Below are 26,120 nucleotides of genomic sequence, written 5' to 3'. Positions count from 1 at the left end.
CGCATTGATTGCTTTCTCTGTTTCAAGAAAGGCCAGCCATGTATCTCACGCAAAGCTTGCGTCGCGCCGTGCAGCAGACGCCCCATGCCACAGCCAGCATCTACAACGGTCGCAAACGCAGTTTTGCGCAGCTGGGAGACCGCGTCGCCCGCTTCGCCGGTGCGCTGCAAGCGCTGGGCTCCCAGGCTGGCGACCGGGTCGGGATTCTGAGCCTCAACTCAGACTGGTATCTGGAGTACTACATGGCCTGCTACTGGGCAGGCGTGGCCGTCAACCCCATCAATATCCGCTGGAGCGCCAACGAGATCGCCTACTCCCTCGATGATTGCGACACTCGCATTCTGCTGGTGGATGACAGTTTTTCGCCTTTGACACCGGAGCTCCTCAAGCTGTCCCGCTCCCTGCAAACGCTGATCCATCTGGGCGATGGCCCTGCCCCGCAGAACATGCTCTCCTATGAAGCGCTGGTGGCAGACAGCAGCCCGGTTGAAGACTCCATGCGCAGCGGCGACGATCTGGCCGGCGTCTTCTATACCGGTGGCACCACTGGCTCTCCCAAGGGGGTCATGCTCTGCCATCGCAATCTCTATACCAATGCCATTTCGAGCGTGTCGTCACAGATCGTGCGCGCAGGCAGCATTGGCCTGCACGCAGCCCCCATGTTCCATCTGGCTGACGGTGCTTTCATGAATGCCCTGTTCGCCGCAGGCGGCTGCCATGTCATGGTGCCGCGCTTCGATCCTCTCGCTGTACTGCAGGCCATCGCCAGCACCGGCGTGACCGATACGCTGCTGGTGCCCACCATGATTCAAATGCTGGTGGACCACCCCGATCTGCACAAATATGATCTGAAGTCGCTGCGTCAGATGGCTTATGGAGCCTCACCCATCTCCGAGGGCCTGCTGGACCGGGCCATGCGGACCATCCCCGACGTGGATTTTGTGCAGGCCTATGGCATGACGGAGGTATCCCCCATCGCCACCATTCTTTCCCCCGAGATGCACCGCGAGCCAGGCCGGGCCAAGGGCCGCCACCGCAGCGCCGGACGCGCCACGGCCTGCACCGAGGTGCGCATCGTCGATCCCGAAGGGCGGGAGGTGCCACGTGGCGAGGTCGGTGAAATTGTGGTTCGGGGCCCCGGAGTGATGCTGGGCTACTGGAACAAGCCCGCCGAAACCGAAGCCGCCATCCGTGATGGCTGGATGCATACGGGCGATGGCGGCCGCATGGATGACGAAGGCTACGTCTTTGTCGTGGACCGCATCAAGGACATGATCGTTACCGGTGGCGAGAACGTCTACAGCATCGAGGTGGAGAGCGTTATTGCCACCCATCCTGCCGTGGCCTCGTGCGCCGTCATAGGCATTCCCCATGAGCATTGGGGCGAGCAGGTCCATGTCTTCATCGTGCTTAAGCCCGGACAGAGCCTGGAAGCCCAGGAGCTGATCCATTTCTGCAAGGAGCGCATCGCCGGCTACAAATGTCCCCGTGATGTTTCCTTTGTCGAGGCCATGCCGCTATCCGGTGCAGGCAAGATCCTCAAGACCAGCTTGCGGGCCCCGTTCTGGGCCCATCATGAAAGAAAGGTCACCTGATGTCTGATCTGGTTCTCTGGGAAGTTCGTAACGGCGTAGGTCATATGGTCCTGAACCAGCCCGAGCGGGGCAACGTGATCAGCACGGCCATGGCTCACAACCTGAAGGCAGTGGTAGAGCGGGCCTGCAACGCGGATATCGGTGCCCTGCTCATTTCCGCAAGCGGTAAGCAATTCTGCGTCGGGGGCGATATCAGCGAGTTTGGCGAACATCGCGAGCGACTGGCACCGCTGATCGGCGCCATGCTTGATCTGCTCAACCCTGTCATGCATCAGCTGGCCAGCTTGCCGCTGCCAGTCATCAGTGCCGTGCAAGGCCCTGTCGGAGGTGGCGGCATCGGGCTCGCACTGTGTGCGGACCTGGTACTGGCCAGCCGTCACATGTTTTTGCGCGGAGGGTACTCCGCCATCGGCCTGAGCCCGGATCTTGGTGTATCGGGCTATCTCACCCGCCGTGCCGGTGCTGCCAGGGCCAAATACATTCTGATGAGCAACCGCGCCGTCGCGGCAGAGGACTGTCTGCGCATGGGCCTGGTCGACGAGCTGCACGAGCCCGAACAGCTGCTGGCGGCGGCAACCGCGCTGGCCGAAGAGCTTGCCGGCGGCCCCACAAACTCCTTGGCGGGCATCAAAAGCCTCTGTGACTCGGCACATCGGCAAGATCTTCAGCAGCAACTGGGTGCCGAGCGCGAAGCCATGCTGGGCTGCGCCCGCTCCGGCAACAGCCTCGAAGGCGTGACTGCCTTTTTGCAAAAGCGCAAGCCCGTGTTTCAGCGTCGCTGAATCGTTTGCCTGTTTTTTAGGCGCAACAGGCAAAGCCTTGCCAGTCAAGGCTTTGCGCATTTATTCCGATATTTACCCACAGGCCAGACCACATGTTCTGGGGATAAGCACGAAGCTGGTGTGTAATTGCCGACATGCCCCGATTGATTGCACCCAGCAAGGACGAAAGTGCCCTGCTCCCTCCGTTTCTGGAATTGCCCGAACATGCAATCCACATACCGCAGTCCGAAACCGAATTTGAAGCCGCCTTCAAGGCCATGAATGCCGAGCCCGTGCTCGGCTTTGACACTGAAAGCAAACCCATCTTCAATATTGGCCAGCAAGACAGCGGCCCTCATCTGGTGCAGCTTGCCACGGCCAGTCAGGTCTGGCTGCTGCAACTGCATAGGCCCATGGCTCTGGAAGTGTCGCGCATGGTGCTGGCTGCAGAACATATCTGCAAGGTCGGCTTCGGGCTCGATAACGATAAACACTCCCTGCCCCGCAGGCTGGGGGCACCGCTGATCAATATTCAGGATCTGGACAGCCGCTTCAAGCGGCTCGGCTATGGCCCATCAGTGGGTGTGCGCGCCGCCGCAGCGCTGGTGCTCCAGCAAAGCTTTCGCAAGTCCAAGCGCACCACCACCTCCAACTGGGCTGCCACAGAACTCAGCCCGGCCCAGCGACGTTATGCCGCCAATGACGCCCATGCTCCGGTCGTGATCTATGCCCGCCTTCCCGCCTGGGAAAGCACACAACCAGTCCTTCCCCGACGCGGCCCCAGGAGTCCGAGGTCGTAAACGTTCAGCCCTCAGATCGCGAAAAGAAGCCAATCGTCAAAGCACCATAGGCTCTGCGCCCGACAGCGGGATTCAGGCAATCATTCTCCATTGCAGCTCGCTCTCGTCCTGCGCAGAGCTCATGACACAATCCCGCCCTGCCTTCTTGGCCTGGTATAGCAGCGCATCGGCCCGAGCCAGTGCCTGCTCGAAATCCTGTGCGGAACTGAGTGCAGCAATGCCAAAACTGGCTGTTACCTTGAGTTGCGCAGCCAATCCTCCGAGCACCTGGCTTTGCAAGCGCTCACGCACACGCTCCACAATGGCTTGCGCTTCGAACAGCTGTACTCGCGAGAGCAGCAAGACAAACTCCTCTCCGCCGAAGCGGGCAACCAGATCGCAGTCTCTGACCTGCTGAGTCAGCAACTGAGCCAGTTGCTGTAGCACCTGATCGCCGGCCGCATGGCCCCAGTTGTCGTTGATGTATTTGAAATGATCGATGTCCACGGCAACCACGGCCCAGGGCACCAGCCGCTGATCGGCCAAGCGCGACTCTGCGGCCTCCATGAAGGCGCGGCGATTGAGCAGGCGCGTCAAAGAGTCACGGTTGCGCTCTTCGCGCAATGTCGTCATCACATCCCTGACCGAGCAGGCCAGCAGTCCTACCGCAAACCACATCGCAAACAGAAGCGCTATGGCCTGGGTGAGCAACCAGTATCCAGATCGGGTCAGCTCCTGCACTTCGTGAACGGGCAACAGACTTACGGCCGCCGGCCTGAACAAGGCATAACAGACGTTGAGCCCATAGGCCCAGCGCACGCCACGCTCCAGCCAGTCCTTTGACGAATCGGCCTTGAGAAACGCCGGCATGGCCAGGGCCAGCTGCAAGGCCATGGCCAGAGCCAGGCACTGCACGCGGACCCACAAATCATTCTCGATCCGGGAAAAATAGAACAGCACGGACAGGGCGACGACAGCGATCAACAGGCCGCCGGCCACGCTTGCCCCTGCCGACCCCAGCCGCAAGGACATGCCCTGCGCCAGCGACCAGGTTCCCAGCAAATACAGGCATGCCGTCATCAGGGCGAAATGACTCAGTTGCGCATTGCTCATCAGGCTTTGCGCAGCCAGAGCTGTCGCGAGCAGCACATAACCGCCCACCAGCCAGAGCAGGAACAGCGCACGCGGCTGTCGGCGCTGCACATACCAGCAAGCCAATAAGGCAAACCCGAACAACACCACGCAAGCCGGCGCAATCAAGGCAAAGTACAAATCTGCAGGCTGGCCCAATTTAGGTTCTCCGCGCAGGAAACTGTGAATTCAACGTCGTCCATTCTCCGGCGAGAAGTATCTCCAATATTCCAATACAGCGCTCGCTTTCACTCTGGCATAAGCACATAGCCATTAGGTCGTTCTCCTGAGTCAACGTCCTGCCCATAATCAATGACGCCAAAGCCCGGGCTGTGGCGTTCGAATAACTTGCCAAAGAGACACACACATGCGCATAGAGACACTCGCCGTACATGCCGGCTATTCCCCCGACCCCACCACCAAGGCTGTGGCCGTGCCCATCTACCAGACGGTGGCCTACGCGTTTGACAGCGCCCAGCATGGCGCCGATCTGTTTGATCTGAAGGTCCCGGGCAATATCTACACGCGCATCATGAATCCCACCACCGACGTGCTGGAAAAGCGCGTCGCGGCGCTCGAAGGCGGCATTGCAGCGCTGGCCGTGGCATCGGGCATGGCAGCCATCACCGCCGCCATCCAGACCCTGGCCGAAACGGGTGACAACATCGTGTCGGCCAGCACGCTCTACGGCGGCACCTACAACCTGTTTGCCCACACCTTCCCGCAGCAAGGCATCGAGGTGCGCTTTGCCGATCCACGCGATCCGGCCAGCTTCGGCAAGCTGATCGATGCCAGGACCAAGGCGGTATTCATCGAGTCCATCGGCAACCCGCTGGGCAATGTGACCGATATCCGCGCTCTGGCCGATGTGGCCCACCGGCAAGGCGTGCCGCTGATCGTCGACAACACCGTGCCCTCTCCCTATCTGCTGCGCCCGTTCGAGCATGGCGCTGACATCGTCGTGCATTCGCTGACCAAATACCTGGGCGGCCACGGCACCAGCGTTGGCGGGGCGATCGTGGACAGCGGCAAGTTCCCCTGGGCGGAGCACAAGGCCCGCTTCAAGCGCCTGAACGAACCCGACGTCAGCTATCACGGCGTGGTCTACACCGAAGCACTGGGCCCCGCCGCCTTCATCGGCCGCGCCCGCGTCGTTCCGCTGCGCAATATGGGCGCCGCCATCTCGCCGCAGAACGCCTTCCAGATTCTGCAAGGCATCGAAACCCTGGCCCTGCGCATGGACCGCATCTGCGAAAACACGCAGAAGATTGCAGAAACGCTGCAAAAACACCCCAAGGTGGAATGGGTGCGCTATGCAGGCCTGAAAGACCACCCCGACCATGCCATCGTGCAAAAACAGTCTGGCGGCCGCGCATCGGGCATTCTGTCGTTCAGCCTCAAGGGCAGCGAAGGCCGTGCGGCCGGAGCACGCTTCCTGGACGCCTTGCAGCTGTTCACGCGCCTGGTCAATATCGGCGATGCCAAGTCGCTGGCCACCCACCCCGCTTCAACCACGCACCGTCAGCTGGATGCGGACGAACTGGCCAAGGCCGGCGTGACCGAAGGCATGGTGCGCCTGTCCGTGGGCATCGAGCATATTGACGATCTGCTGGCCGACCTGAACCAGGCCTTGGAACAGGTCTGAAGCGGGCTGAGATTCCGGCGCGCGACCTCAGGCATCGCGCGCCAGTCGCAGCCCCGTCATCTGCCAGCGAGCCGTTGCGGGAAAGAAGTTGCGATAGGTCAGCCGCGCATGACCGGCAGGCGTGAGGCAGGAGCCGCCGCGCAGCACATACTGGTTGACCATGAACTTGCCGTTGTACTCCCCCACAGCCCCCTCGGCCACGCGAAAGCCCGGGTAGGCGGCATAGGACGAATGCGTCCACTCCCAGACTTGGCCAGTTGCCACCCCATGATGAGCGCCCGAGACTTCAGGATGCAGGCTGGCATGTCCCACCGGCGAGGACACAGGCCAGTCATGCGCACCCATTGCCACCTCCCACTCCATCTCCGTCGGCAGGCGCGCACCGGCCCAGCGCGCATAGGCATCAGCCTCGAAATAGGAGATATGGCAGGCAGGTCTCAGTGCATGCAGAGCCGTCACGCCATACAGGCTGAACTCCTGCCAGCCCGCATCACCCGCAGCATCTTCAGCTTGCCTCCAGTACCAGGGGTGGCTCAGTTGCTGGGCCTGGCACCAGTCCCAGCCTTCGGCCAACCACCATTGAGGCTGGCTGTAGCCGCCATCCAGCACAAAGCGCAGAAACTCGCCATTGTTCACGGGCCTCGATGCAATCTGCGCAGCTTGCACATAGACACTGTGCCTGGGCATTTCATTGTCAAACGCAAAGCTGCCCCCGCCATGACCCATGCTGTAGATGCCCGCCTCAAGTGGCAGCCATGTGAGATCAGCATAGGCCTGCACGGAGTTCTCCTCTGCTACCCCATCTGACGCATAAGCAGGCCAGAGCGGGTGACAAGAAAGCAAATGCTTGATATCGGTGAGCATCAACTCCTGATGCTGCTGCTCGTGCTGCAAGCCCAATGCGACGAGCTGAGCAACGGCCTGCTGAGTCGTCGGACTTTTCTCTTTCATGGCGGCCATCAGCGCCAGCATCTGCTCATCCACCACAGCGCGATAGGCCATGACCTGCGCCAGAGCCGGCCTGGTCAACAAGCCCCTCTGGGCTCTGGGATGGCGTGCACCCACCTGCTGGTAATAGGAGTTGAACAGCATGCGAAAACTGCCGTCAAAAACCTGATGCCCTGGCTGGTGCACGGCCAGTACAAAGGTTTCGAAGAACCAGCTGGTATGGGCCAGATGCCATTTGGCAGGACTGGCATCCTGCATGGATTGCACGCAGGCATCTTCTGCAGACAAGGGCGCAGCCAGCTTTTGCGTGCAGGCCCTCACCCGCTCGAACTGCTGCGCCAGCACTATCCAGTCCCCGGCAGCAGGTGTCATGCAAAATGGCCGCGCCATGGTTTCAGGCATGGGCATGAATGACGGCAAACCATTGCTGCTCATCGGTCCAGACCCTGGGCTCGGCAAATCCCGCGCAAGCCAGCATGGAGAGGAAATCGGACAGCGGGTATTTGTAGCTGTTCTCCGTATGGATGGTCTCGCCCTGAGCAAAATAGCGCAGACCCTGAGGCCAGCACACCATGACGGGGCGACGGGCGCGCAAATGCATCTCTATCCGCGATGTCCGGCTGTCGAAGCGCGCCTCATGCGCCCAGTCCTGAAGATTGAAATCGCTGCCCAGCAGACGGTTCACATGATTGAGCACATTGAGATTGAATTCGGCTGTGACGCCCTGCTCATCGTCGTAAGCGGCTATCAGAACCGGTACCGGCTTGGGCAGATCAATGCCAATCAGCAGCCCGCCGTCGCCCCCCAGAAGTGAATGCATATGTCCGAGCATATGCAAAGCCTGCTGCGTGTCGAAGTTGCCGATCGAGGAGCCAGGATAGAACAGCTCACGCCGCGTCTGTGGCACGCCTGACGGCAAATGCCAGTCCCCCGTGAAATCCGCCGCAACCGCACGAGCCGTAAGTCGCGGGAAGTCGTGCTCCAGCCTGGCCACAGCGGCCTGCAGAAACTCGACCGCAATATCCACTCCCAGAAACTGCTGCGGCCCCACGCTGCGGCACAGGCGCCGCACTTTTTCGCAATTGCCCGCGCCCAGCTCTATCAACACCTGGCAACCCGCCATGGCTTGGGCGATCTCCAGGTCATAGCGGGCCATGATGGCAGCCTCGGTTCTTGTGGGGTAGTACTCGGGCAGCTCGGTTATCTGCTCAAACAGGGCGCAGCCATGCGCGTCATATAGGAACTTGGGAGAAATCTGCGCCTGCCGCTGCATCAGCCCCTGCGCCAGCTCATAGCGCAGATGCGTCGGGGGGGTATACGCGTCCAAGAAGCTGCAACCATCGTCCTGAAGCGGTGGCGGTCTCAACGAGGACGCCAGAGGCAATGGAATGCGCCCTGCGCGTGATGCAAACTCTATCGATGCTGCCTGCCTGTCCGGTGTCGCGCGCATGCTGATCCTCCTGATGAGCTGATCGCGCGATGCAGCCATTGCCCGCGCCATCACTGCCAAGCCTGCTTTAGACCCTCAGCCTAGCGCGGCCGGCAATCGGCAGAAGTAGGGCTGAAGCCAGCGATCCTTTTACTGCATGCGCATGCAGCAATGCTGACAAAGTCAATACTGGTCAAAGAATTCAGCAAAAAAAATCGGTACCCCGCGCTGGCGGAATACCGATCTAAACATACACCCTAGCCTCCGAAGTCATCAGGCCATGCCGACCTGCTGACTCCGATGCACCGCAGAGCCTGCGGTGCGTGCCTCGCCTGCGGGAAGAAGGCCGCAGACAAGAACACTCTTTGCCGTGAAGCTATCAGAAGCGATAGCCCACGCCCACACCCACCAGCCATGGGTCAACCTTGAACTTGGTGTTTTCAAACACGCCTGCACCTGTGATCTTGGTACCCAGATACACCTTCTTGATGTCGAAGTTCAGTGACCAGTTCTTGTCCAGCGCATAGTCGAAGCCAACCTGCAGCGCGCCGCCAAAGCTGTTCTTCTTCACGGTCACGGCACCATCCAGGATGTCCACGTTCGAGAAGCGTGTGTAGTTCACGCCGGCCCCCACATAAGGCTTGAAGGCCCCAAAGTTGGTGAAGTGGTACTGCGCCAGCAAGGTGGGGGGCAGATGCTTGAGCGAACCGATCTTGCCGCCATTCAGGCGCACATCATGCTTTTGAGGATAGGTCAGCACCAGTTCTGCCGCGATGTTGGGCGTGAAGAAGTAGGACACGTCCAGCTCAGGCATCCACTTGTTGTTGATGCTCACGCCTGCGTCTCCGGCAGCGCCACCGTTGTCGCTGTCCAGATGCAGAGCACGCACGCGAACCTGCCAAGGGCTGGAGCCGTCAAACGAAGATTGGGCAAAAGCGGTACCGGCCGTCAGGGCGCTGGCAACAGCAGCAATCGCGATCAGAGTCTTTTTCATGGGTTCTTTCCTTGAAGAATTGGGTGAGTGCAATGCTTTGCATCCCTTGGCATCCATTGAAACAAAGCCACTGCCACACGGGTTTGTCCCAGGTCAACCCGCACACCAACACCGCAAAGAAAAAAGCGGACGTTGCCCATCGGCCACGTCCGCCCAGGATACTGATGAAGCGCAAAAATTTGCGTCAGCAGTGATGGTAGTCGTCAATTCGGATGAGCCACCCTGGCTGGTCGCAGCTTGTGCCACAACTCCACGCACACCACAACCGCACCGCCAATGACGGCCCCAACCAGCACATGCACCAACACCGGTCCCAGCGCTGCAACAATACCGCCAGTGGGCACAATCACCTGCTCTATCCAATGTTCGACCGGCTCTATGCCGTGCACCAGCAAGCTACCGCCCACCATGAACATGGCAGCCGTGCCCACGATGGACAGCCCGCGCATCAGCCACGGGGTAAAAGCAATCAGACCACGGCCCATGGCCTTGGCAGCGCTGCTGCTCTTGGCCATCAGCCAGCCGCCCACGTCATCCATGCGCACGATCCCGGCCACCAGTCCATAGACGAACACGGTGATGGCCAGAGCTACAGCGATCAGCACCGAGGCCTGCTCCCAGATGGGTTTGGCGGACACCGTACCCAGCGCAATCGCCATGATTTCGGCCGACAAGATAAAGTCCGTGCGCACGGCCCCCTTGACCTTCTGCTTCTCGTACTCCATCGGGTCCATCTGCTTTTCACGCGCGGCACGCACCGATGAAGGCGCAACACCTTTATGGGCCGCCTCCTCGGCATCCACCACGGCGTCATGCGCATCATGCTTTTGATGCTTGTGAAACAGCTCCAGGATCTTCTCCACGCCCTCAAAACAGAGAAACGCGCCCCCCACCATCAGCAAGGGCGTGATCAACCAGGGCACAAAAGCGCTGATCAACAGCGCCGCCGGCACCAGGATGGCCTTGTTCATCAATGAACCTTTGGCCACTGCCCAGACCACGGGCAGCTCCCGGTTGGCCTTCACTCCCGTGACCTGCTCGGCATTGAGAGCCAGGTCATCGCCCAGCACGCCGGCCGTCTTCTGCACCGCCACCTTGGTCTGGGTAGCCACATCGTCCAGAATTGCCGTGCTCTTGCCTGCCGCGGTCTTGGTCATCAAGGCCACGTCATCGAGCAAGCTAGCAATATCGTCTAGCAACATCAAAAGGCCGGCACCTGCCATCGCTTCTCCCGCTGGTTTGCAAAATCGCCATCATGCCTGCAAACCGTGCCACGATTGCGACAGGAAGTTGCCAATCAGCTGCGCGCTCGGCACGGCACTGGCTTTGCAGCGACAATGAGCGCCCTCATCGAACGGAAACCCTGTGACTCAAGCCATCGCCCATGCCGAACTGATTGCCAGCTACCGCAAACTTGCCGCAGAGGCCGCCAAGAAGGCGGAACTGGTCAAGGCCGCAGCGGGCAAAGGCCCCAAGACCATTGCAACGGTCAGCGAAACCGCTGCCAAGGCCGCGCGCCGCCGTGATGTGATGGCCGCCAGGCTGGCCAAGCTCGGCGTCGTTCTGCCCGACTGAGCCTCAACAAGCAGCCTTCTTCGGGCAGTCTTCCTATTTGCTGGTCTTGAAGCCCTGTGTCGCCGCCCAGGCAGCCACATCGTCGCGACGGATGGCCGCTGCCATGAGCTGTGGAAAGGCATCGGGGGTGCAGGCAAACGAGGGCACGCCCAGTGCCGCCAGCTTGGCCGCCAGTTCCGCATCATAGGCCGGCGCACCCTCGTCGCTGAGCGCCAGCAACGTGATGAACTGCACGCCTGCTTCCACCAGCTCGTTGGCGCGGCGCAGCAGGCCCGACTCCACACCGCCCTCGTAAAGGTCGGAGATCAGCACCAGGATGCTGTTGCGCGGCTCGCTGATCAGCCCCTGGCAATAGCCGACCGCACCATTGATATCGGTGCCGCCGCCCAGTTGCACGCCAAACAGCACATCCACGGGGTCGTCGAGCTTTTCCGTCAGATCGACTACTGCCGTATCAAACACCACCAGCTTGGTGGCCACGGCCGGCAGGCTGGCCATCACCGCACCGAAGATGCTGGAATAGACCACCGAGTTGGCCATGGAGCCGCTCTGGTCAATGCACAGAATCACCTCGCGCTGCGGGCGGCGCGCCTTGCGTCCATAGCCGATCAGCGTCTCCGGAACAATGGTCTTGTACTCGGGCTGCCAATGGCGCAGGTTGGCGCGTATGGTGCGATTCCAGTCGATTTCTGCATGGCGCGGGCGTCGGTTGCGCTGGCTGCGGTCCAGCGCCCCGGCCACGGCACTGCGCATGGGCTCTTCGAGCTTTTTCATCAGCTCGTCCACCACCTTGCGCACCACCAGCCGCGCCGTGGCCTTGGTGTTCTGCGGAATCACCGAGCCCAGCGAAATCAGGTCCGCCACCAGATGCACATCGGGCTGCACATTCTCCAGCATCTCGGGCTGCAGCAGCAGCTCGCGCAGATTCAGACGCTCCATGGCATCGCGCTGCATGACCTGCACGACCTGGCTCGGAAAGTATTTGCGGATATCGCCCAGCCAGCGCGATACCGAGGGCGAGGAGTTGCCGCGTCCGCCCTTGCGCGATGCCAGCTTGCTGTCTTCCTCATACAAGGCGGCCAGCGCCTGGTCCATCTCCTGCAAGCGACCCGTCACACCACCGCAACTGGCGTCAGCGGGGCTGCCCAGCACCATGCGCCAGCGCTGCAGCCGCGTGGTGGGCTGCAGCTCTTCGGACTCCTGTTGCGGCTCGGTCGCCAAATTTGCTGTTTGATTCATCGTCACACCTTGGCCGCAGCCGCATCAAAATCGGTAGCTGCCTGGGCTTGTCCCATCAGCGCCTGGGGCAGATTCAATCCCAGCAACTCATTGAGCACGGGCAAGGCCCGCAAGGCACGCGACTCATCCCAGGGCGCGGCGTCGTCCGCAGCTCCCACGGCAGGACCAGGTGCCGCAGCGCCCCCCACAGGAGTTCGCTTGACCTTGTCGCCCAGGCTTTGGCGCTCGTGATTGCTGAAGGTCGAGAAGCTGCGCCGCACCAGCGGCAGAATCTGGGCAAACTGCAGCTCGCCCAGACCGCTGAGCCAGGCATCGACCGCCCCCCAGATGGACTCGTCATGCAGCAACACCAGCGCCTGCTGGTTCAGAAAACCGTCCAGCCAGGCCGCCACATCCATGGGCGCCGCACCCAGCGAAAGATTGCGGTTGAACTGACGCACGATTTCAGCGCTTTCCAGCAACTGCTCGTCCAGCAGCAAACGGCAGGCCATGCCGCGCAGCAGTGCCGCTGCGGCATCCCCCATGGCCAGGCTGCGCAGTGCCAGGCGCCAGGCATCCACCGCCTGCTGCGCATCGCCGTCGCTGGTGCGCAGCCGCAGTGCCTCGTGGGCCGCCAGCACCTTGGTCTTCATGGCGGCCGCAGCATCCTCATCCATGGCCATGCAGGCGACAGGCAGGCCGATGGCGGCGCGCAGCATCAGCGAATCGATCACGCCGGCCAGCAGGGCTGTATCCGTCTGGCGCACACTGCCATAGCGATAGACATTGGCCAGTGGCGGCAAGGCCTGCAGCAACTGGGCCACATCACCCGTGGTGGCTGCACGCTGGGCCAGTGTGGCAATCAGGGCCTCGACCAGCTGCGGCAAATCGGCCAGCAGCGCATCGTCGATGGCCTGCGCGATTTCGGGCAGCGAGGTCTCGGGCGTCAGGCTGGAGCGCAGCCTGGCCGTGGCGGCCTGGGCCACGGTCGCGCCGTGCACGCTGGCCTCGATGATGCGCACCGCCAGCTCGGGCTCCCACTGCAGTTGCCAGCTTTCGCGGAAGGTACCCCGGTTGCGCTGGGCATCGGTGGCGCGCACGCCCCAGTCAATGCCGAGCAGGCGCAGACGGTGCAGAAAATGGCTGCGTGCCAGATCCATGTCCTTGCGCAAATCCAGCGCCAGCAGCTTGCTTGCCGCCTCGGGCTTGAGGCGCAGCGACTTCTGCTGCTGCTCGATATCGCGCTGCAGCGGCACCTGGGGTACATCGGCGGGCACCTGGCCCAGCACATGACCAACGGTCAGCTCCTCATCGATCAACCTGAGCGGTGCGTCCTCGCCCATGCAGATCACGGTGACTATGGCCTCGTTGATCTCCTCCAGGCTGGGCATGGGCTGGCCGCGCAGCGCCGCCAGGCCCTCGGCCAGGCGCGTGGCCTCGATGATGTGAGCGCTGGAGCAGTCCAGATCCTTGTCGCGCAGCAGATGGGCCACGCGCGTCAGCCAGCCCGCCGTGCGCAGCGTGGCTGGAGAAACCACGTTTTTGATAGCTGCTTGCGCTTTACCATCAAACGTTTGAGGCTGATTTGACTCAAAACCCGGGGACGATTGATAGCACTGCCACAGATGCTGGTACCAACCCGGAGAAGTCACACCCGCGCCATAGCCGCTGCTGCTGGCCAGGTTGCGATAAGTCCAGGGGGCCCAGGTCGCCATCACCTTGGCCTTGGGCAGGCCCTTGAGCAGGGCGCTGTCGGCCTTGGCCGTCACGCTGGCCTTGAGCGCCGGCACATGCCAGGCACCGCAGACCACGGCAATGCGCTGGTGACCGGCCTTGATCGCCTCGCGAATGCACTGGCGCATATGGGCCTCGCGCAGTGCTTCGCGCTTCATGTATTCCTCGCCGCGCCAATGTTCGCCGTCCCTGGACAGTTCTTCGCGAGCTGCCGTCATCACCTCGCCAATGCTTTCAAACAGTGCTTCGCTGTCGCCGCGCTCCTCGACCAGACGGTTCCACCAGCTCTCGCCATCGTCAAAGCCTGCGGCATGGGCCAGCCAGTCCAGCGGATCGCGGTGCAGGTGTTGAGGGGCCGGCGCCGGAAGGTCCAACTGCAACTCATGCTCGTCGCCATCCTGCATATCGGCCAGCGTCGCGGCCTTCGCGTCATCTGGCGCTTGTGCGCCATCCTGCTCCGAGTCCGAGACAGCCGCCGCCTGCACAGCATCCTCTGCCGCCTTCTTCAGCGCTTCGCGTCGTGCAAACTCGATGGCCATGCCATGGGTCTGCGGCAGGTCGATAAAACGCGTGGCAACACCCTGGCGACTGGCCCACTGCAATGCCTGCCATTCGGGTGAGAACTCGGCAAACGGATAAAACGCGGCCTGGCTGGGCTCATCCTGCATATAGACCAGCATGGCCACGGGCGGGCGCAGCTCGGCATTTTGCAGCATGGGCAGCAGCACCTCCCCTTCGGGCGGGCCTTCCACCAGCAGGCAATCGGGCTGCAGTGCTTGCAGCGCCTGCAGCAGACTGCGAGCACAGCCCGGGCCGTGATGGCGTATGCCAAAGAAATGAACAGAATCAGCGGAAGTGGCCATGGGCTGGGTCAATCAGAAATTCTTGAGGAGCGACTGCATTTCAATGCGGTTGGCACAGCCCAGCGAATCGAAGATTCGCGCTTGAGACGAGGCGTCTTTGTCGAAGACAGTAGCAGCGCTACGGCGAGACAAAGCAACGAAGTATCAAGGGCTGTGGCAGCCGCTCGCCGAATTACAGTTGCTCGCGGCAGGCGCGGTACAAATCCTTCCAGTCGCTACGCTCCTTGACCACGGTCTCCAGATATTCCTTCCACACCACCGTGTCCTGCACCGGGTCCTTGATCACCGCACCCAGCAGGCCCGAGGCCACATCGGCCGCGCGCAGTACGCCATCGCCGAAATGGCCGGCCAGCGCCATGCCGCTGTTGATGACCGAGATGGCCTCCGCCGTGGACAGCGTGGAGCTGGGCGACTTCAGGCGCACGGTCTTGCCGTCCTCGGTCTGGCCGTGGCGCAGCTCGCGGAAGATCTGCACCACGCGGCGCACTTCCTGCAGCGCAGGCGGCTCGGTTGGCAACTGCAGCGCCCGCCCCTGCTCGGCCACGCGCTTGGTGACGATCTGCACCTCCTCGTCCTGCGAGGCGGGCACAGGCAGCACCACGGTGTTGAAGCGGCGCTTCAACGCGCTCGACAACTCGTTGACGCCTTTGTCACGGTTATTGGCCGTGGCAATGACCGAGAAGCCCTGCACGGCCTGGAACTCCATGGACAGTTCCGGCACGGGCAGCGTCTTTTCGGACAGCACGGTGATCAGCGTGTCCTGCACATCGGCGGGAATACGTGTGAGCTCCTCGATGCGTGCGATCTTGCCCAGCTTCATGGCATTGACCAGCGGGCTGGGAATCAGCGCTTTCTCGGACGGGCCGTGGGCCAGCAACTGTGCATAGTTCCAGCCATAGCGCAGCTGCTCCTCACTGGTGCCGGCCGTGCCCTGAATCAGCATGGTCGAATCGCCGCTCACGGCCGCAGACAGATGCTCGGACACCCAGGACTTGGCCGTGCCGGGCACTCCGTACAGCAGCAAGGCACGGTCGGTGGCCAGCGTGGACACGGCAATCTCCATCAGGCGCGGATTGCCGATGTACTTGGGGCTGAGCTCAAACCCGTTGCTGAGCTTGCCACCCATCAGATACTGGAGCACGGCCCAGGGCGAGAGCTTCCAGTTGGGCGGGCGCGGACGGTCGTCCACCTTCTGCAGGGCATCGAGTTCTTCGGCAAATTGCGCCTCGGCGTGCTGACGTAGTACTTGGCTCATGATGACTTTCGGGTTGAATGCAGAAAAATTCGAAGGCTTAGGCGCGCAGCGCGGCATGCAGGGCCAGGCGCAGATCGGCGATACGGTTGAGTTGCTCGAGCACGCGCTCGTCATCCCAGGGGCGCAGGCGGGCGCGCTCCAGCCGCGCCTGTTGTTCGGGAGTCAGGCTGCTTTGCGCAGCAACGGTAGTGGCCTCTTCGGCCGCATCGGCCACCTTGGATACCAATTTTTGCCAGAGCCCGGCCAGCCCTGACGGGGCTGCTGCCTCGGGCTGCTGCTCTGGCACGGCAGGTTCCTCAGCCTGTGGAGGCTGACGCCAGAGCCGCACAAAGCGCGGCAGAACGGCCGGATGCAGCCGGCGCGCGCAGGCCAGCACGGCCTGATCGGCCTGCCAGCTATGCCAGCTGCCCGTGGCCTGCTTGCCGCCCAGCGCCTTGTCCAGAGCGTCCATCAGTTGCTCCGACATGGATTGGGAAAACACGCCAACCACGGGCATGCTGCTCTCGATGGTGTTGATGCGGTCCACCAGGCTGCCCTTGGCCTGCTGCAGCTGCGCCTGCCAGAGCGCCTCGCGCTCCTGCTGGCTCAGCCGGTCCAGCAGGGCCGGCAGCAGCGCTTCGGCCCGTGAATCGCGCTCCATGGTCTGCAGCAGCGCAATCCAGCGTACATCGGGCTGATCGCGCAGTGCCGCCAGCCAGCCCTGGCGCAGGGCGGTCTTCCAGTCGCTGCGGCGGCTCCAGTCCCAGAGCTGCTCGGGCGTCATCTCCAGGGTCTGCAGCCAGAAGTCAATCGGCGCAAGTTCCACCATCTGCTGCAGCCACCAGGCTTTCACGCCCTTGATATAGGCCGGCGGCTGCAGCGCAATGCCATCGCGCTCCCAGTCCTTGCTGCCCTCCTCGGGCGGCTCGATCTGCCATTCCCCCTTGGCATTGCGGCTCAGCATGGACTGCAGCCAGCCCATGATGCGCAGGCTGTGCGCGCTTTGCGGCAGGCGCGACAGCAGGCGTGCCGCGTTCTCACGCACCTCCTTGCTGCGATCGGTCAGCAGCTTTTCCAGCAGCGGCTCGTCCGCCATCGACAGCCCTACACCCAGAGCCAGCACCATGGGCGCACGCTCCTTGGCATTGAGTTCCTTCAAGCTGGCTTCCAGTCTGGCGCGGGCCTGGTCGGCATCGGCCTCACGTTCGCTGTGCAGCAGCGCCACGCGCTGCTCGATGGAGCCCTCCTGCCAGATCAGCTCGGCATTGGCTGTCTCCTGCACGCCGCTGGCATAGCTCCATTGCGGGTTGAGCCCGGCCAGCCAGCGTCCTCGCTCGCCCAGCACCGGCGTCAGCCAGGTACGCAGCTCCACCGAACGGCGGCCTTCGTTCAAAGCATCGACCAGGAGCGCATGAGGCAAGCGCTGTCCAGCCTGATCGAGTGCATCAAACATGGGAGCCAGCAAGCTCTCTGGCCCATGCTGCAGCACCTCACGCATCAGGCCATGCAAGCGCTCATCCTCGGGCGCGCGGCGAGACTCGTCGGCCGGCAATGCCGGGGGGCTCAAAGGTGCGCCGAGCCTGACCTGCGCACCGGGTTGCCAGCCCGCCCGCTCCAGGACGGCGGCGACGGCGCTGGCTCTGAGCAGTTGTGCAGCCGTTGACGCAGCCGGCTGCAGCCAGGCGGCTTGCATGGCTTGCAAACCGGGGCTGGCTGCGGCATCGACCTGCGCGGTCAACACCGCAGGTACGGCCAGCCTGTCCGCGCCGACCAGACTTGACTGCTGCAGCGCAGCCCATAAATTGGCGCTGCTCATCGCATCTCTCCTTGGTTCTGCCAAATGGGGGACAAGTCCTGGCTGTGGGCACCCTGCTGCCAGGCGCTGAGCAAGCGCCAGCGCCCCAGTTGCGGCCCGGACTCCCACTCGCCGAACAGTGCCAGAGGCGTGCCGCCGCTCAGCGCCAGCAGCCGCCAGGCTTCGTCGTCGGCAATCACCGCAGGCACCGGCGCCGGCTGGCTCTGCCCTGTGGGCCAGCCCACCAGCCATTGCCCCTCGGCATACAACAGCTGGGCATTCGCACACCACAGCGGCTGCACCGGCTGCAGCGCATTGGCGGCAATGCGCTCGCCCAGTTGCTGCAACGGCTCGCCCAGAGCCTTGAGCGTCAGGGCTGCGGCATCGCAGCTGTCGAGTGCTTCAACCCCATTGACGGCAACCGCCCGCAGGCTCGCCCTGCCCGGATAAAAGCTCAAGGCTGCGCGGTAAGCGCCGCCGCTCACCCAGGCCGTCTCGAACCCGCGACCGCCCTGGGCATAGTCCAGCATCAGGGCCGCGCGGCCGGTATTGAGGCCCTGCAGCCAGACGCGACGCTCCAGCAGACGACCCTCGCGCTCAATCAGGCGCTGGCCCAGTACGCGCCAATCGTCGCTGATGGTCTCGCCACGGGCCTGTACTTCGGCCTTGTCCATGGGCCAGCCCAGGGCAGCCATGACGTCGGCCTTCACCTCGGGGCTCAGCGAGTCACGCCGCTGCACCGCGTCCACCAGCAGTTGCCAATGGCCAAGCTGCACCAGCAGGTCACGCGGCCAGGTCGGGTGGCTGTCCACCAACTCCCAGGCTTCCCTGATACGTGCGGCCATGCCCGTGGCCTGGGCATCCACCATGCGTGCCGCCATGGTGTTCCAGTGCTGGCGCGTCTGGCTGTCGCCGGCCTGATTGGCCAGGCCGGTGCGCACCATGTCCTGCATCCATAGCGACAGCTCCTGCATGCCGCCAGCAACCTTGTCCCAGCGCTTGTCCTCGCGCTTGGCCTGCTGTCTGGCCAGAGCCTCCTGATCCGCCACTGGCGCAGCGGCAATGGCGGCCGCCTTGGCCTCTTTCTGCTCGGCTTTTTGCTGACGCCCACCCAACCAGTTGCTGACCCATTCCGGGGGCTCGCCGCCCTCCGGCACCTGGCCGCCTGCGCGCAACAGCATCAGCGCCAGCCCGTGCTTGCAGGGGAACTTGCGGCTGGGGCAGGAGCACTTGAAGGCCGGCCCGCTCAGATCGACCTGAGTCTGATACGGCTTGCTGCCGCTGCCCTGGCATTCCCCCCAAACCGCAGCATCATTGCTGCCTGTGTTCGGCCATTTGCTCAGGGACTGCAGTCCCTTGGCCGCCTTGGATGACGCAGCATCCGGCGACAGCGCCAAAACTTCCGCTTCCGTTGCTAATACACGCGACACCAATGTCTCCCGTCCCGAATCGACGCAATATCTTGATAGTTCGAGGCGTTTACGCACCAAGGGCGAGTGCGAGACTACCCTCGGAAAACCTCGTCCGCACTTTGCTGAAACAGTGCTTTCAGCGCGGCAAAAACTGTGGTTTGACAGACCGCGCAAACCGTTGCGCGCAATGCGTCAGCCTATCATCGCCATGGCACTGTGCCGATGAAAACGTGCAAAAAATCAGAACATAGAGAAGCTGGGTGACATGCATCAACCGGCTTCCTCGTCAAGCTGCGGTACCGCTGTTCCCGGTGAACATTCAGTCCACCGACGCTGCTGCAGATGCAAGTACCGACTCCGCCGCAGCCAAGCCACGACATTCCCGCTACTTTTGCTTACCAATGGCTCGACCCGGCTTCGGTGCTCATACCGCGCCAGCTGCCCGCAAGTGCACCTTGCTGCCTATCTGGCTGTCAAATTGCTACCGAGGGTCTGAATGCTCTGGGTCAAATCGACCAGGACACCTTCGACGCCATACACGCCCTGTGTCACAGCCTTGGAAGTCGGCTCTGGGTCGGAGAATTAGCCACTGACGAGGCTTCGGCTGGCAAGCCCGCGGCCAACAACACAGAAGACTGCAAGAGATTCTGTCTGGCAGCTAACGAACAGCGTCGAAAGTTCTCCAGCAAGAGCTGTTCGCTGACATCCCCCGCTGGAAGATCTGACTGGCGCCGGCCGGTCAGCACAAACAGCACATCAACACCTGCTGCGGCAACCGCAACAAGGTAATCGCTATCCGGCTTTCGTTCGTCTTTCTCGTAGAGCAGTTGCGCCTGCTTGCGCACACCGCCAAGTTGGCCAAACCCTTCCTGATTTAAGCCAAGGCGTTCTCGTTCCTCACGCAAACGCGCACCAATACCCATATGTGTAACTCAATATTGACAAATATACGCATTTGCGTACCATTGCCATACCAAAGCCAAGCTAGCGCCGCTTCACAGCACCGCACTAGAGGCAAAAAGCAGCAGCCCTTTGCACAGAGCTGCTGCACCTATTCACATCAATCGATAGATTTTGACATGAAGCAGCTACATCCTCACGCGCAGGCCCGCACATGACTTGAGAGCCAAGGCCTACGGTCGCCCAATGGACACGGAACAGTCCAGATAGCCGCTTCCCGATCAACAGCCGGTGCAGTGTCGGCAACGGATCTTGCCTGCCCTGACAACAGGCACTCTACGAATGTGTTCTGTAGCGCTCGACAATTTCAGCCTATGTCTGAGTCCGGCGTTTACGGACTTGATGCTGTCAAAGCATCAGCTATCCATGCACGACTGTCGCGGGCAAATCGGCGCAGCTGAAAGCATGCGCTATTCAACACCAACGCCAGGACCTGCATATCAGGCCCGACTGGAGTTTTGAGTCATGAGCCAGGACATTTTCGATCAGCGTGCCGATGGCAAGGCTTTTGCGGCAGCAGCTTCGTTGGTGCCGGCAACCGTGCCGCAAGCCCAGATTGCCTGCCACCAAGCGCAGTTGATCGGCTATGCGTTGAGCCACCATGTGCCGGACATGCGGCGAGGCTTCGATATCCTTACCAGCTATGGCCGCTGGCATGTAGATGCGAAGCCAGCCGCGCAGATGGCCGAGTTGATGCGCCAGCATCTGATGCAGCAACTGGAGACGATCTAGACCTACGCTTCCGACAGGACGCGGAAAGCAGTTCATCCGATCCTTGAAGTCGGCCTCCGGGAAGACCATGAACCATGAAAAAAGGCTCTGCAGAATGCAGAGCCTTTTGATTGCACTAGCAGTGCCAGGGAATCAACCCAGCCACTTGCGGGCGTTGCGCCAGACGCGCATCCAGGGGCTGAATTCGGACTTGTCGCCCGAGGTCCAGCTCATCTGCACATTTCGGAATACGCGCTCGGGGTGAGGCATCATCGCCGTGAAACGGCCATCGGCGGTCGTCACTGCTGTCAGGCCACCGGCCGAGCCGTTGGGGTTGAACGGATACTGCTCGGTAGGCTGGCCGTGGTTGTCCACATAACGCATGGCCTTGACCACTTGCTCGGCATTGCCACGGAACTGGAAGTTGGCATAACCCTCGCCATGCGCCACGGCGATGGGCAGGCGGGAGCCGGCCATGCCTTGCAGGAACAGGCTGGGCGACTCCAGCACTTCCACCATGCTCAGACGCGCCTCGAAGCGGTTGCTCTGGTTCTGCGTGAAGCGCGGCCAATCCTGCGCACCGGGAATGATATCGGCCAGCTCGGCGAACATCTGGCAGCCGTTGCACACGCCCAGACCGAAGGTGTCGCTACGACCGAAGAAAGCCTGGAACTGCTCGGACAGACGGTCGTTGAAAGTGATGGAACGTGCCCAGCCAATGCCCGCACCCAGGGTGTCGCCGTAGCTGAAGCCGCCACAGGCCACCACACCGGCGAAGTCCTTGAGCTGCGCACGACCGGACTGCAGGTCGCTCATGTGCACGTCCACCGCATCAAAGCCGGCTTCGGTGAAGGCGTAGGCCATTTCCACATGGGAGTTCACGCCCTGCTCGCGCAGCACCGCAACGCGGGGCTTGGCAGCCACGTTGATGAAGGGCGCTGCCACGTTCTCCTGAGGGTCGAAGGTCAGATGCACATGCATGCCGGGGTCGGCAGGCTCGCCCGCCGCAGCATGCTCGCTGTCGGCGCAAACGGGGTTGTCGCGTTGCTGGGTGATCTTCCAGCTCACGGCATCCCAGACCTGGTGCAGATCGGACAGGCTTGCGCCGAACACCTTGTTCGCATCGCGCCACACCTGCAGCTCGCCCTTGCCGGCGTCCACAGGGGACGAAGCAGGACGGGTCTTGCCGATGACATGGCTGCACTGGATCAGGCCATGTTCGCGCAGCACCTGCAGCACTTCGGCACGGTCCTCGGTCCTGATCTGCAGCACGGCGCCCAGCTCTTCGTTGAACAGCGCGCGCAGGGTCAGGTCTTCGCGACGGCCGGAGACCTGCTTGCCCCAGTTCTTGCCTTCGCCGCTATCCATGCGGCTGTCGGAGATGCCATCGCCTTCGGTGATCAGCATGTCCACATTCAAGGCCACGCCCACATGGCCGGCAAAGGCCATTTCGGCGGCCGTGGCCAGCAGGCCGCCGTCGCCCCTGTCGTGGTAGGCCAGGATCAGTCCCTTGGCGCGCAGTGCATTCACTGCATCCACCATGGCGATCAGATCCTTGGGGTCATTCAGATCCGGCACTTCGTTGCCCGACTGATTGAGCACCTGACCGATGATGGAGCCGCCCATGCGCATCTTGCCGCGGCCCAGGTCGATCAGCACCAGGGTGCTGTCTTCCACCTCGGCGTCGAGCTGGGGCGTGAGTGTGGTGCGCACATCGTCGATGGCGGCAAAGCCGGTGATGATCAGGCTCACGGGCGAGGTGACCTTCTTGGTCTGGCCGTTCTCGCTCCACTGGGTGCGCATGGACAGGGAGTCCTTGCCCACGGGAATCGAGATGTTCAGCGCAGGGCACAGCTCCATGCCCACGGCCTTGACGGTGGCGTACAACGCAGCGTCTTCACCGGCTTCGCCACAGGCGGCCATCCAGTTGGCCGACATCTTCACCTTGGACAGCTCGATGGGGGCGGCCAGCATATTGGTGATGGCTTCGGCCACGGCCATGCGGCCCGAAGCGGGCGCGTCGATGGCGGCCAGCGGCGTGCGCTCGCCCATGGCCATGGCTTCACCCTTGAAGCCCTTGTAGTCGGCCAGGGTCACGGCCACGTCGGCCACCGGCACCTGCCAGGGACCGACCATCTGGTCGCGATGGGTCAGGCCACCGACGGCGCGGTCGCCAATGGTGATCAGGAAGCGCTTGGAAGCCACCGTGGGGTGGGCCAGCACTTCGATCACGGCCTTTTCCAGCGGCACGCCGGTCAGGTCCATGGCGGGCAGCTCGCGCTCCACGCTGGTCACATCCTTGTGCACCTTGGGCGGCTTGCCCAGCAGCACGTTCATGGGCATGTCCACGGGGAACTTCTGGTCGCCGGACTCGACCGCCGTGTCCTCCAGCACCAGCTGGCGCTCTTCGGTGGCCGTGCCGATGACGGCAAACGGGCAGCGCTCGCGCTCGCAGAAGGCCGTGAACTGCTCCAGCGATTCGGGAGCGATGGCCAGCACGTAACGCTCCTGCGATTCGTTGGACCAGATTTCCTTGGGCGACAGGCCGGACTCTTCGAGCTTGACGGCTCGCAGGTCAAAGCGTGCACCGCGCCCGGCATCGTTGGTCAGCTCGGGGAAGGCATTGGAGATACCACCGGCACCCACGTCGTGGATGGCCAGAATGGGGTTGCCTGCGCCCTGCTGCCAGCAATGGTTGATGACTTCCTGCGCACGGCGCTCGATCTCGGGATTGCCGCGCTGCACCGAGTCAAAGTCCAGTTCCGCAGCATTGGTGCCCGAAGCCATGGAGCTTGCCGCACCGCCACCCATGCCGATGCGCATGCCGGGACCGCCCAGCTGGATCAGCAGCGTGCCCGCCGGGAACTCGATCTTCTTGGTGAGTTCGGAATCGATGACGCCCAGGCCGCCGGCGATCATGATGGGCTTGTGGTAGCCGCGTGTGATATCGCCGACTTGCTGCTCGTACTCGCGGAAATAGCCGGTCAGATTGGGGCGACCGAACTCGTTGTTGAACGCCGCGCCGCCCAGAGGGCCTTCGATCATGATCTGCAGCGGGCTGGCGATGTGCTCGGGCTTGCCCACTTCGCTGCCCCAGAGCTTGGAGACGGTGAAGCCGGTCAGGCCGGCCTTGGGCTTGGAGCCACGGCCGGTTGCGCCTTCGTCACGGATTTCGCCGCCGTTGCCGGTCGAGGCGCCGGGGAAGGGCGAAATCGCCGTGGGGTGGTTATGTGTTTCCACCTTCATCAGCACATGGTTGGTAGCCGCCTGCTTCTGGTAGCTGGGCGCGCTGACTGCGTCTGCCTTGGCATCGAACTTGGCGACAAATCGCTCGACCTCATGGCCTTCCATGATGGAAGCGTTGTCGGCATAGGCCACCACGGTGTGCTGGGGCGAGCAGGCTTCGGTGTTGCGGATCATGCCGAACAGCGACTTTTCCTGCTCCACGCCGTCGATGGTGAACTTGGCGTTGAAGATCTTGTGGCGGCAGTGCTCGGAGTTGGCCTGCGCGAACATCATCAGCTCCACATCCGTGGGATTGCGCTTGAGATCGTTGAAGGCGTTGACCAGATACTCGATCTCGTCTTCGGCCAAGGCCAGGCCCCATTGCTTGTTCGCGGTTTCCAGCGCTGCGCGGCCACCGCCCAGCACATCCACAAACTCCATGGGTTGTGCCGCCAGGGTGGTGAACAGCTGCTCGGCCTCTGCACGTGTCGCAAACACGGACTCGGTCATGCGGTCGTGCAGCAAGGCGGCAATCTGAGCCGTCTGCTCTGTCGACAGCTCGGGCTTGCCACCCAGCAGGCCGGACTTCATGTCCACGCGATACTCGGTCATGCGTTCCACACGGAACACATTCAGGCCGCAGTTGCGCGCGATATCGGTGGCCTTGGATGCCCAGGGAGAGATGGTGCCCAGACGGGGGGTGACGATGAAGGCCAGGCCTTCAGCGCTGCCCGTGTAAGGGTCTCCATAAGTCAAGAGCGCCGAAAGGCGCTCTTGCAATGCGGGCGCAACTGCGCCCTCGGTGGCAACCAGGTGCACAAAGCGTGCAGATACGCCGGTGATCTTGGGGTGGATGGCGACCAGATCGGTCAGAAGCTGTTGGGCGCGGAACGAGCTCAGGGCGTTTCCACCCTCAAACTGTGTCAGATGCAATGTCACGTGGCGGCCTGTTTATGTGAAGGCTGTTGAAAAGCGTCCTGGCCAATCCCCTGCCTGAGAGGACCGGGCCAAAGCGCTGAATTCGGTGAGCCTCGGATTTTACCGTGCCTCGGGGTTAGTCCGAATGCTCACACCCACAAGCCCTGCATGTTCAAGCGCGCAATGGGATAATTGCGCCCATGAGCATCACACTGAAGACCCCCGAAGACATCGAGCGCATGCGCGTTGCAGGCCGCTTTGCTTCGGATGTGCTGGACTACATCACCCCCCACATCAAGCCCGGCATCACCACCCAGCAGATCGACGATCTGTGCGCCAAGCGCATGGCCGAGCAAGGTACCAAGACGGCCTGCCTGGGCTATCAGCCTCCGGGCATGACGCCCTACCCGGCCTACGTCTGCACCTCGGTCAACCATGTGGTGTGCCACGGCATCCCCAACGACAAGCCTTTGAAGAAGGGCGATATCGTCAATGTCGACGTGACCATCATCACCGAAGACGGCTGGTTCGGCGATAACAGCCGCATGTTCATCATTGGCGAAGGCACGATTGCGGCCAAGCGTCTGTCCAAGCTGACCTTCGAGGCCATGTGGAAGGGCATTGCCCAGGTCAAGCCCGGTGCCACGCTGGGCGATATCGGCCACGCCATCCAGACCTATGCGGAGAGCAACAACCTGTCCGTGGTGCGTGAATACTGCGGCCACGGCATCGGCAAGGTGTTCCACGACGAGCCACAGGTGCTGCACTACGGCCGCCCCGGCGAAGGCGTGGTGCTGGAAGAAGGCATGGTCTTCACCATCGAGCCCATGCTGAATCTGGGCAAGCGCGACATCAAGGCCATGCCTGACGGCTGGACCGTCGTCACCAAGGACCGCAGCCTGACTGCCCAGTGGGAGCTGATGCTGGCCGTCACCAAGACCGGCTATGACGTGCTGACCTGGTCCGAGGGCTCGCCCACCCCGCCCGACTTCATCACGGCCATCCGCACCTGAGCGCACTGCTGCCGCTGACCTGCATGCCGCACCGGCCAAAGCCGGATGCGGCATATTTTTTGCTTGTAGACCTTGTGCTGCAAGCGCCATGCGCTCATCTTTTTGCCATCACAGGCCTCAAGCCCAAGTCAGTTGGGTTAAGGTGACGCTCAAGCACTTGCCCTGTTGAAACGCTTTTTT

At 62.3% G+C, this 26,120-nt stretch carries 19 protein-coding genes; 7 read left to right on the top strand and 12 right to left on the bottom strand.

Features of this window, described 5'->3' with window-relative positions; genetic code table 11:
• The first annotated feature begins 38 nt into the window (after nucleotides 1–38).
• The 3 genes from ACWGXF_RS13055 to ACWGXF_RS13045 all read left to right on the top strand — a co-directional run bounded on the left by ACWGXF_RS13055 (nucleotide 39) and on the right by ACWGXF_RS13045 (nucleotide 3,156).
• Nucleotides 39–1,595: an acyl-CoA synthetase gene (locus tag ACWGXF_RS13055; protein ID WP_012837843.1), complete on the top strand. Its 1,557-nt coding sequence runs from the start codon at nucleotides 39–41 to the stop codon at nucleotides 1,593–1,595.
• Complete coding sequence (locus ACWGXF_RS13050) at nucleotides 1,595–2,377, top strand: enoyl-CoA hydratase/isomerase family protein (protein ID WP_256630214.1); 783 nt, start codon at nucleotides 1,595–1,597, stop codon at nucleotides 2,375–2,377. The genes ACWGXF_RS13055 and ACWGXF_RS13050 overlap by 1 nt, the downstream gene beginning before the upstream one ends.
• Nucleotides 2,378–2,511: 134 nt before the next feature.
• Nucleotides 2,512–3,156: a 3'-5' exonuclease gene (locus ACWGXF_RS13045; RefSeq protein ID WP_034351677.1), complete on the top strand. Its 645-nt coding sequence runs from the start codon at nucleotides 2,512–2,514 to the stop codon at nucleotides 3,154–3,156.
• 72 nt (nucleotides 3,157–3,228) lie between these two features.
• Here the strand turns inward: ACWGXF_RS13045 and ACWGXF_RS13040 are convergent, their stop codons facing one another.
• On the bottom strand, nucleotides 3,229–4,425 hold the full coding sequence (locus tag ACWGXF_RS13040; RefSeq protein WP_256630213.1) for a GGDEF domain-containing protein: 1,197 nt from the start codon (nucleotides 4,423–4,425) through the stop codon (nucleotides 3,229–3,231).
• A 208-nt stretch (nucleotides 4,426–4,633) separates the two neighbouring features.
• On the opposite strand from ACWGXF_RS13040, the gene ACWGXF_RS13035 reads away from it, so the two are divergent.
• Nucleotides 4,634–5,911, top strand: coding sequence for an O-acetylhomoserine aminocarboxypropyltransferase/cysteine synthase family protein (locus ACWGXF_RS13035; protein WP_256630212.1), 1,278 nt, complete (start codon nucleotides 4,634–4,636; stop codon nucleotides 5,909–5,911).
• Nucleotides 5,912–5,938: 27 nt separating this feature from the next.
• On the opposite strand, the gene egtB is transcribed toward ACWGXF_RS13035, so the two are convergent.
• From egtB to ACWGXF_RS13015, 4 genes are all read right to left on the bottom strand, one after another.
• A complete protein-coding gene (egtB, locus tag ACWGXF_RS13030) occupies nucleotides 5,939–7,267 on the bottom strand; it encodes an ergothioneine biosynthesis protein EgtB (RefSeq protein ID WP_256630211.1) in 1,329 nt (442 codons plus the stop codon).
• Nucleotides 7,254–8,309: an L-histidine N(alpha)-methyltransferase gene (egtD, locus tag ACWGXF_RS13025; protein ID WP_370466559.1), complete on the bottom strand. Its 1,056-nt coding sequence runs from the start codon at nucleotides 8,307–8,309 to the stop codon at nucleotides 7,254–7,256. The genes egtB and egtD overlap by 14 nt, the downstream gene beginning before the upstream one ends.
• 358 nt (nucleotides 8,310–8,667) lie before the next feature.
• Nucleotides 8,668–9,282 (bottom strand): OmpW/AlkL family protein, encoded by a 615-nt coding sequence (locus tag ACWGXF_RS13020; RefSeq protein ID WP_003069736.1) that lies wholly within the window; start codon nucleotides 9,280–9,282, stop codon nucleotides 8,668–8,670.
• A 203-nt stretch (nucleotides 9,283–9,485) separates the two neighbouring features.
• Nucleotides 9,486–10,505 (bottom strand): DUF808 domain-containing protein, encoded by a 1,020-nt coding sequence (locus ACWGXF_RS13015; RefSeq protein ID WP_003069734.1) that lies wholly within the window; start codon nucleotides 10,503–10,505, stop codon nucleotides 9,486–9,488.
• A gap of 142 nt (nucleotides 10,506–10,647) precedes the next feature.
• Here ACWGXF_RS13015 and ACWGXF_RS13010 point away from each other — a divergent pair, with 142 nt between their 5' ends.
• Entirely contained in the window at nucleotides 10,648–10,857 is a 210-nt protein-coding gene (locus ACWGXF_RS13010; protein WP_003056494.1) for a hypothetical protein, read from the top strand.
• 33 nt (nucleotides 10,858–10,890) lie between these two features.
• Here ACWGXF_RS13010 and ACWGXF_RS13005 read toward each other — a convergent pair whose 3' ends face one another.
• The 6 genes from ACWGXF_RS13005 to ACWGXF_RS12980 form a co-directional block, all read right to left on the bottom strand.
• Complete coding sequence (locus ACWGXF_RS13005) at nucleotides 10,891–12,096, bottom strand: VWA domain-containing protein (RefSeq protein ID WP_034351664.1); 1,206 nt, start codon at nucleotides 12,094–12,096, stop codon at nucleotides 10,891–10,893.
• Between the two features lie 2 nt (nucleotides 12,097–12,098).
• Entirely contained in the window at nucleotides 12,099–14,672 is a 2,574-nt protein-coding gene (locus tag ACWGXF_RS13000; protein ID WP_256630210.1) for a DUF5682 family protein, read from the bottom strand.
• A gap of 172 nt (nucleotides 14,673–14,844) precedes the next feature.
• The gene (locus ACWGXF_RS12995; protein ID WP_012837834.1) at nucleotides 14,845–15,927 is read right to left on the bottom strand and encodes an ATP-binding protein; all 1,083 of its coding nucleotides are present in this window, start codon (nucleotides 15,925–15,927) and stop codon (nucleotides 14,845–14,847) included.
• 37 nt (nucleotides 15,928–15,964) lie between these two features.
• The gene (locus ACWGXF_RS12990) at nucleotides 15,965–17,722 is read right to left on the bottom strand and encodes a DUF5691 domain-containing protein (RefSeq protein ID WP_256630209.1); all 1,758 of its coding nucleotides are present in this window, start codon (nucleotides 17,720–17,722) and stop codon (nucleotides 15,965–15,967) included.
• The gene (locus ACWGXF_RS12985) at nucleotides 17,719–19,098 is read right to left on the bottom strand and encodes an SWIM zinc finger family protein (RefSeq protein ID WP_256631217.1); all 1,380 of its coding nucleotides are present in this window, start codon (nucleotides 19,096–19,098) and stop codon (nucleotides 17,719–17,721) included. The genes ACWGXF_RS12990 and ACWGXF_RS12985 overlap by 4 nt, the downstream gene beginning before the upstream one ends.
• A 563-nt stretch (nucleotides 19,099–19,661) precedes the next feature.
• Nucleotides 19,662–20,036, bottom strand: a complete 375-nt coding sequence (locus ACWGXF_RS12980; RefSeq protein ID WP_012837830.1) for a helix-turn-helix domain-containing protein — start codon at nucleotides 20,034–20,036, stop codon at nucleotides 19,662–19,664.
• Between the two features lie 502 nt (nucleotides 20,037–20,538).
• Here ACWGXF_RS12980 and ACWGXF_RS12975 point away from each other — a divergent pair.
• The gene (locus ACWGXF_RS12975) at nucleotides 20,539–20,805 is read left to right on the top strand and encodes a hypothetical protein (RefSeq protein WP_012837829.1); all 267 of its coding nucleotides are present in this window, start codon (nucleotides 20,539–20,541) and stop codon (nucleotides 20,803–20,805) included.
• Nucleotides 20,806–20,937: 132 nt separating this feature from the next.
• On the opposite strand, the gene purL is transcribed toward ACWGXF_RS12975, so the two are convergent.
• Entirely contained in the window at nucleotides 20,938–24,948 is a 4,011-nt protein-coding gene (gene purL, locus ACWGXF_RS12970; protein WP_452102009.1) for a phosphoribosylformylglycinamidine synthase, read from the bottom strand.
• Nucleotides 24,949–25,127: 179 nt separating this feature from the next.
• On the opposite strand from purL, the gene map reads away from it, so the two are divergent.
• The gene (gene map, locus ACWGXF_RS12965; RefSeq protein ID WP_039048430.1) at nucleotides 25,128–25,940 is read left to right on the top strand and encodes a type I methionyl aminopeptidase; all 813 of its coding nucleotides are present in this window, start codon (nucleotides 25,128–25,130) and stop codon (nucleotides 25,938–25,940) included.
• The last annotated feature ends 180 nt before the right edge of the window (nucleotides 25,941–26,120 follow it).

Source organism: Comamonas sp. HJ-2 (assembly GCF_053615495.1).
The sequence above is the reverse complement of the archived record's forward strand: the minus strand, read 5'-3'. Positions and strand labels throughout refer to the sequence as shown.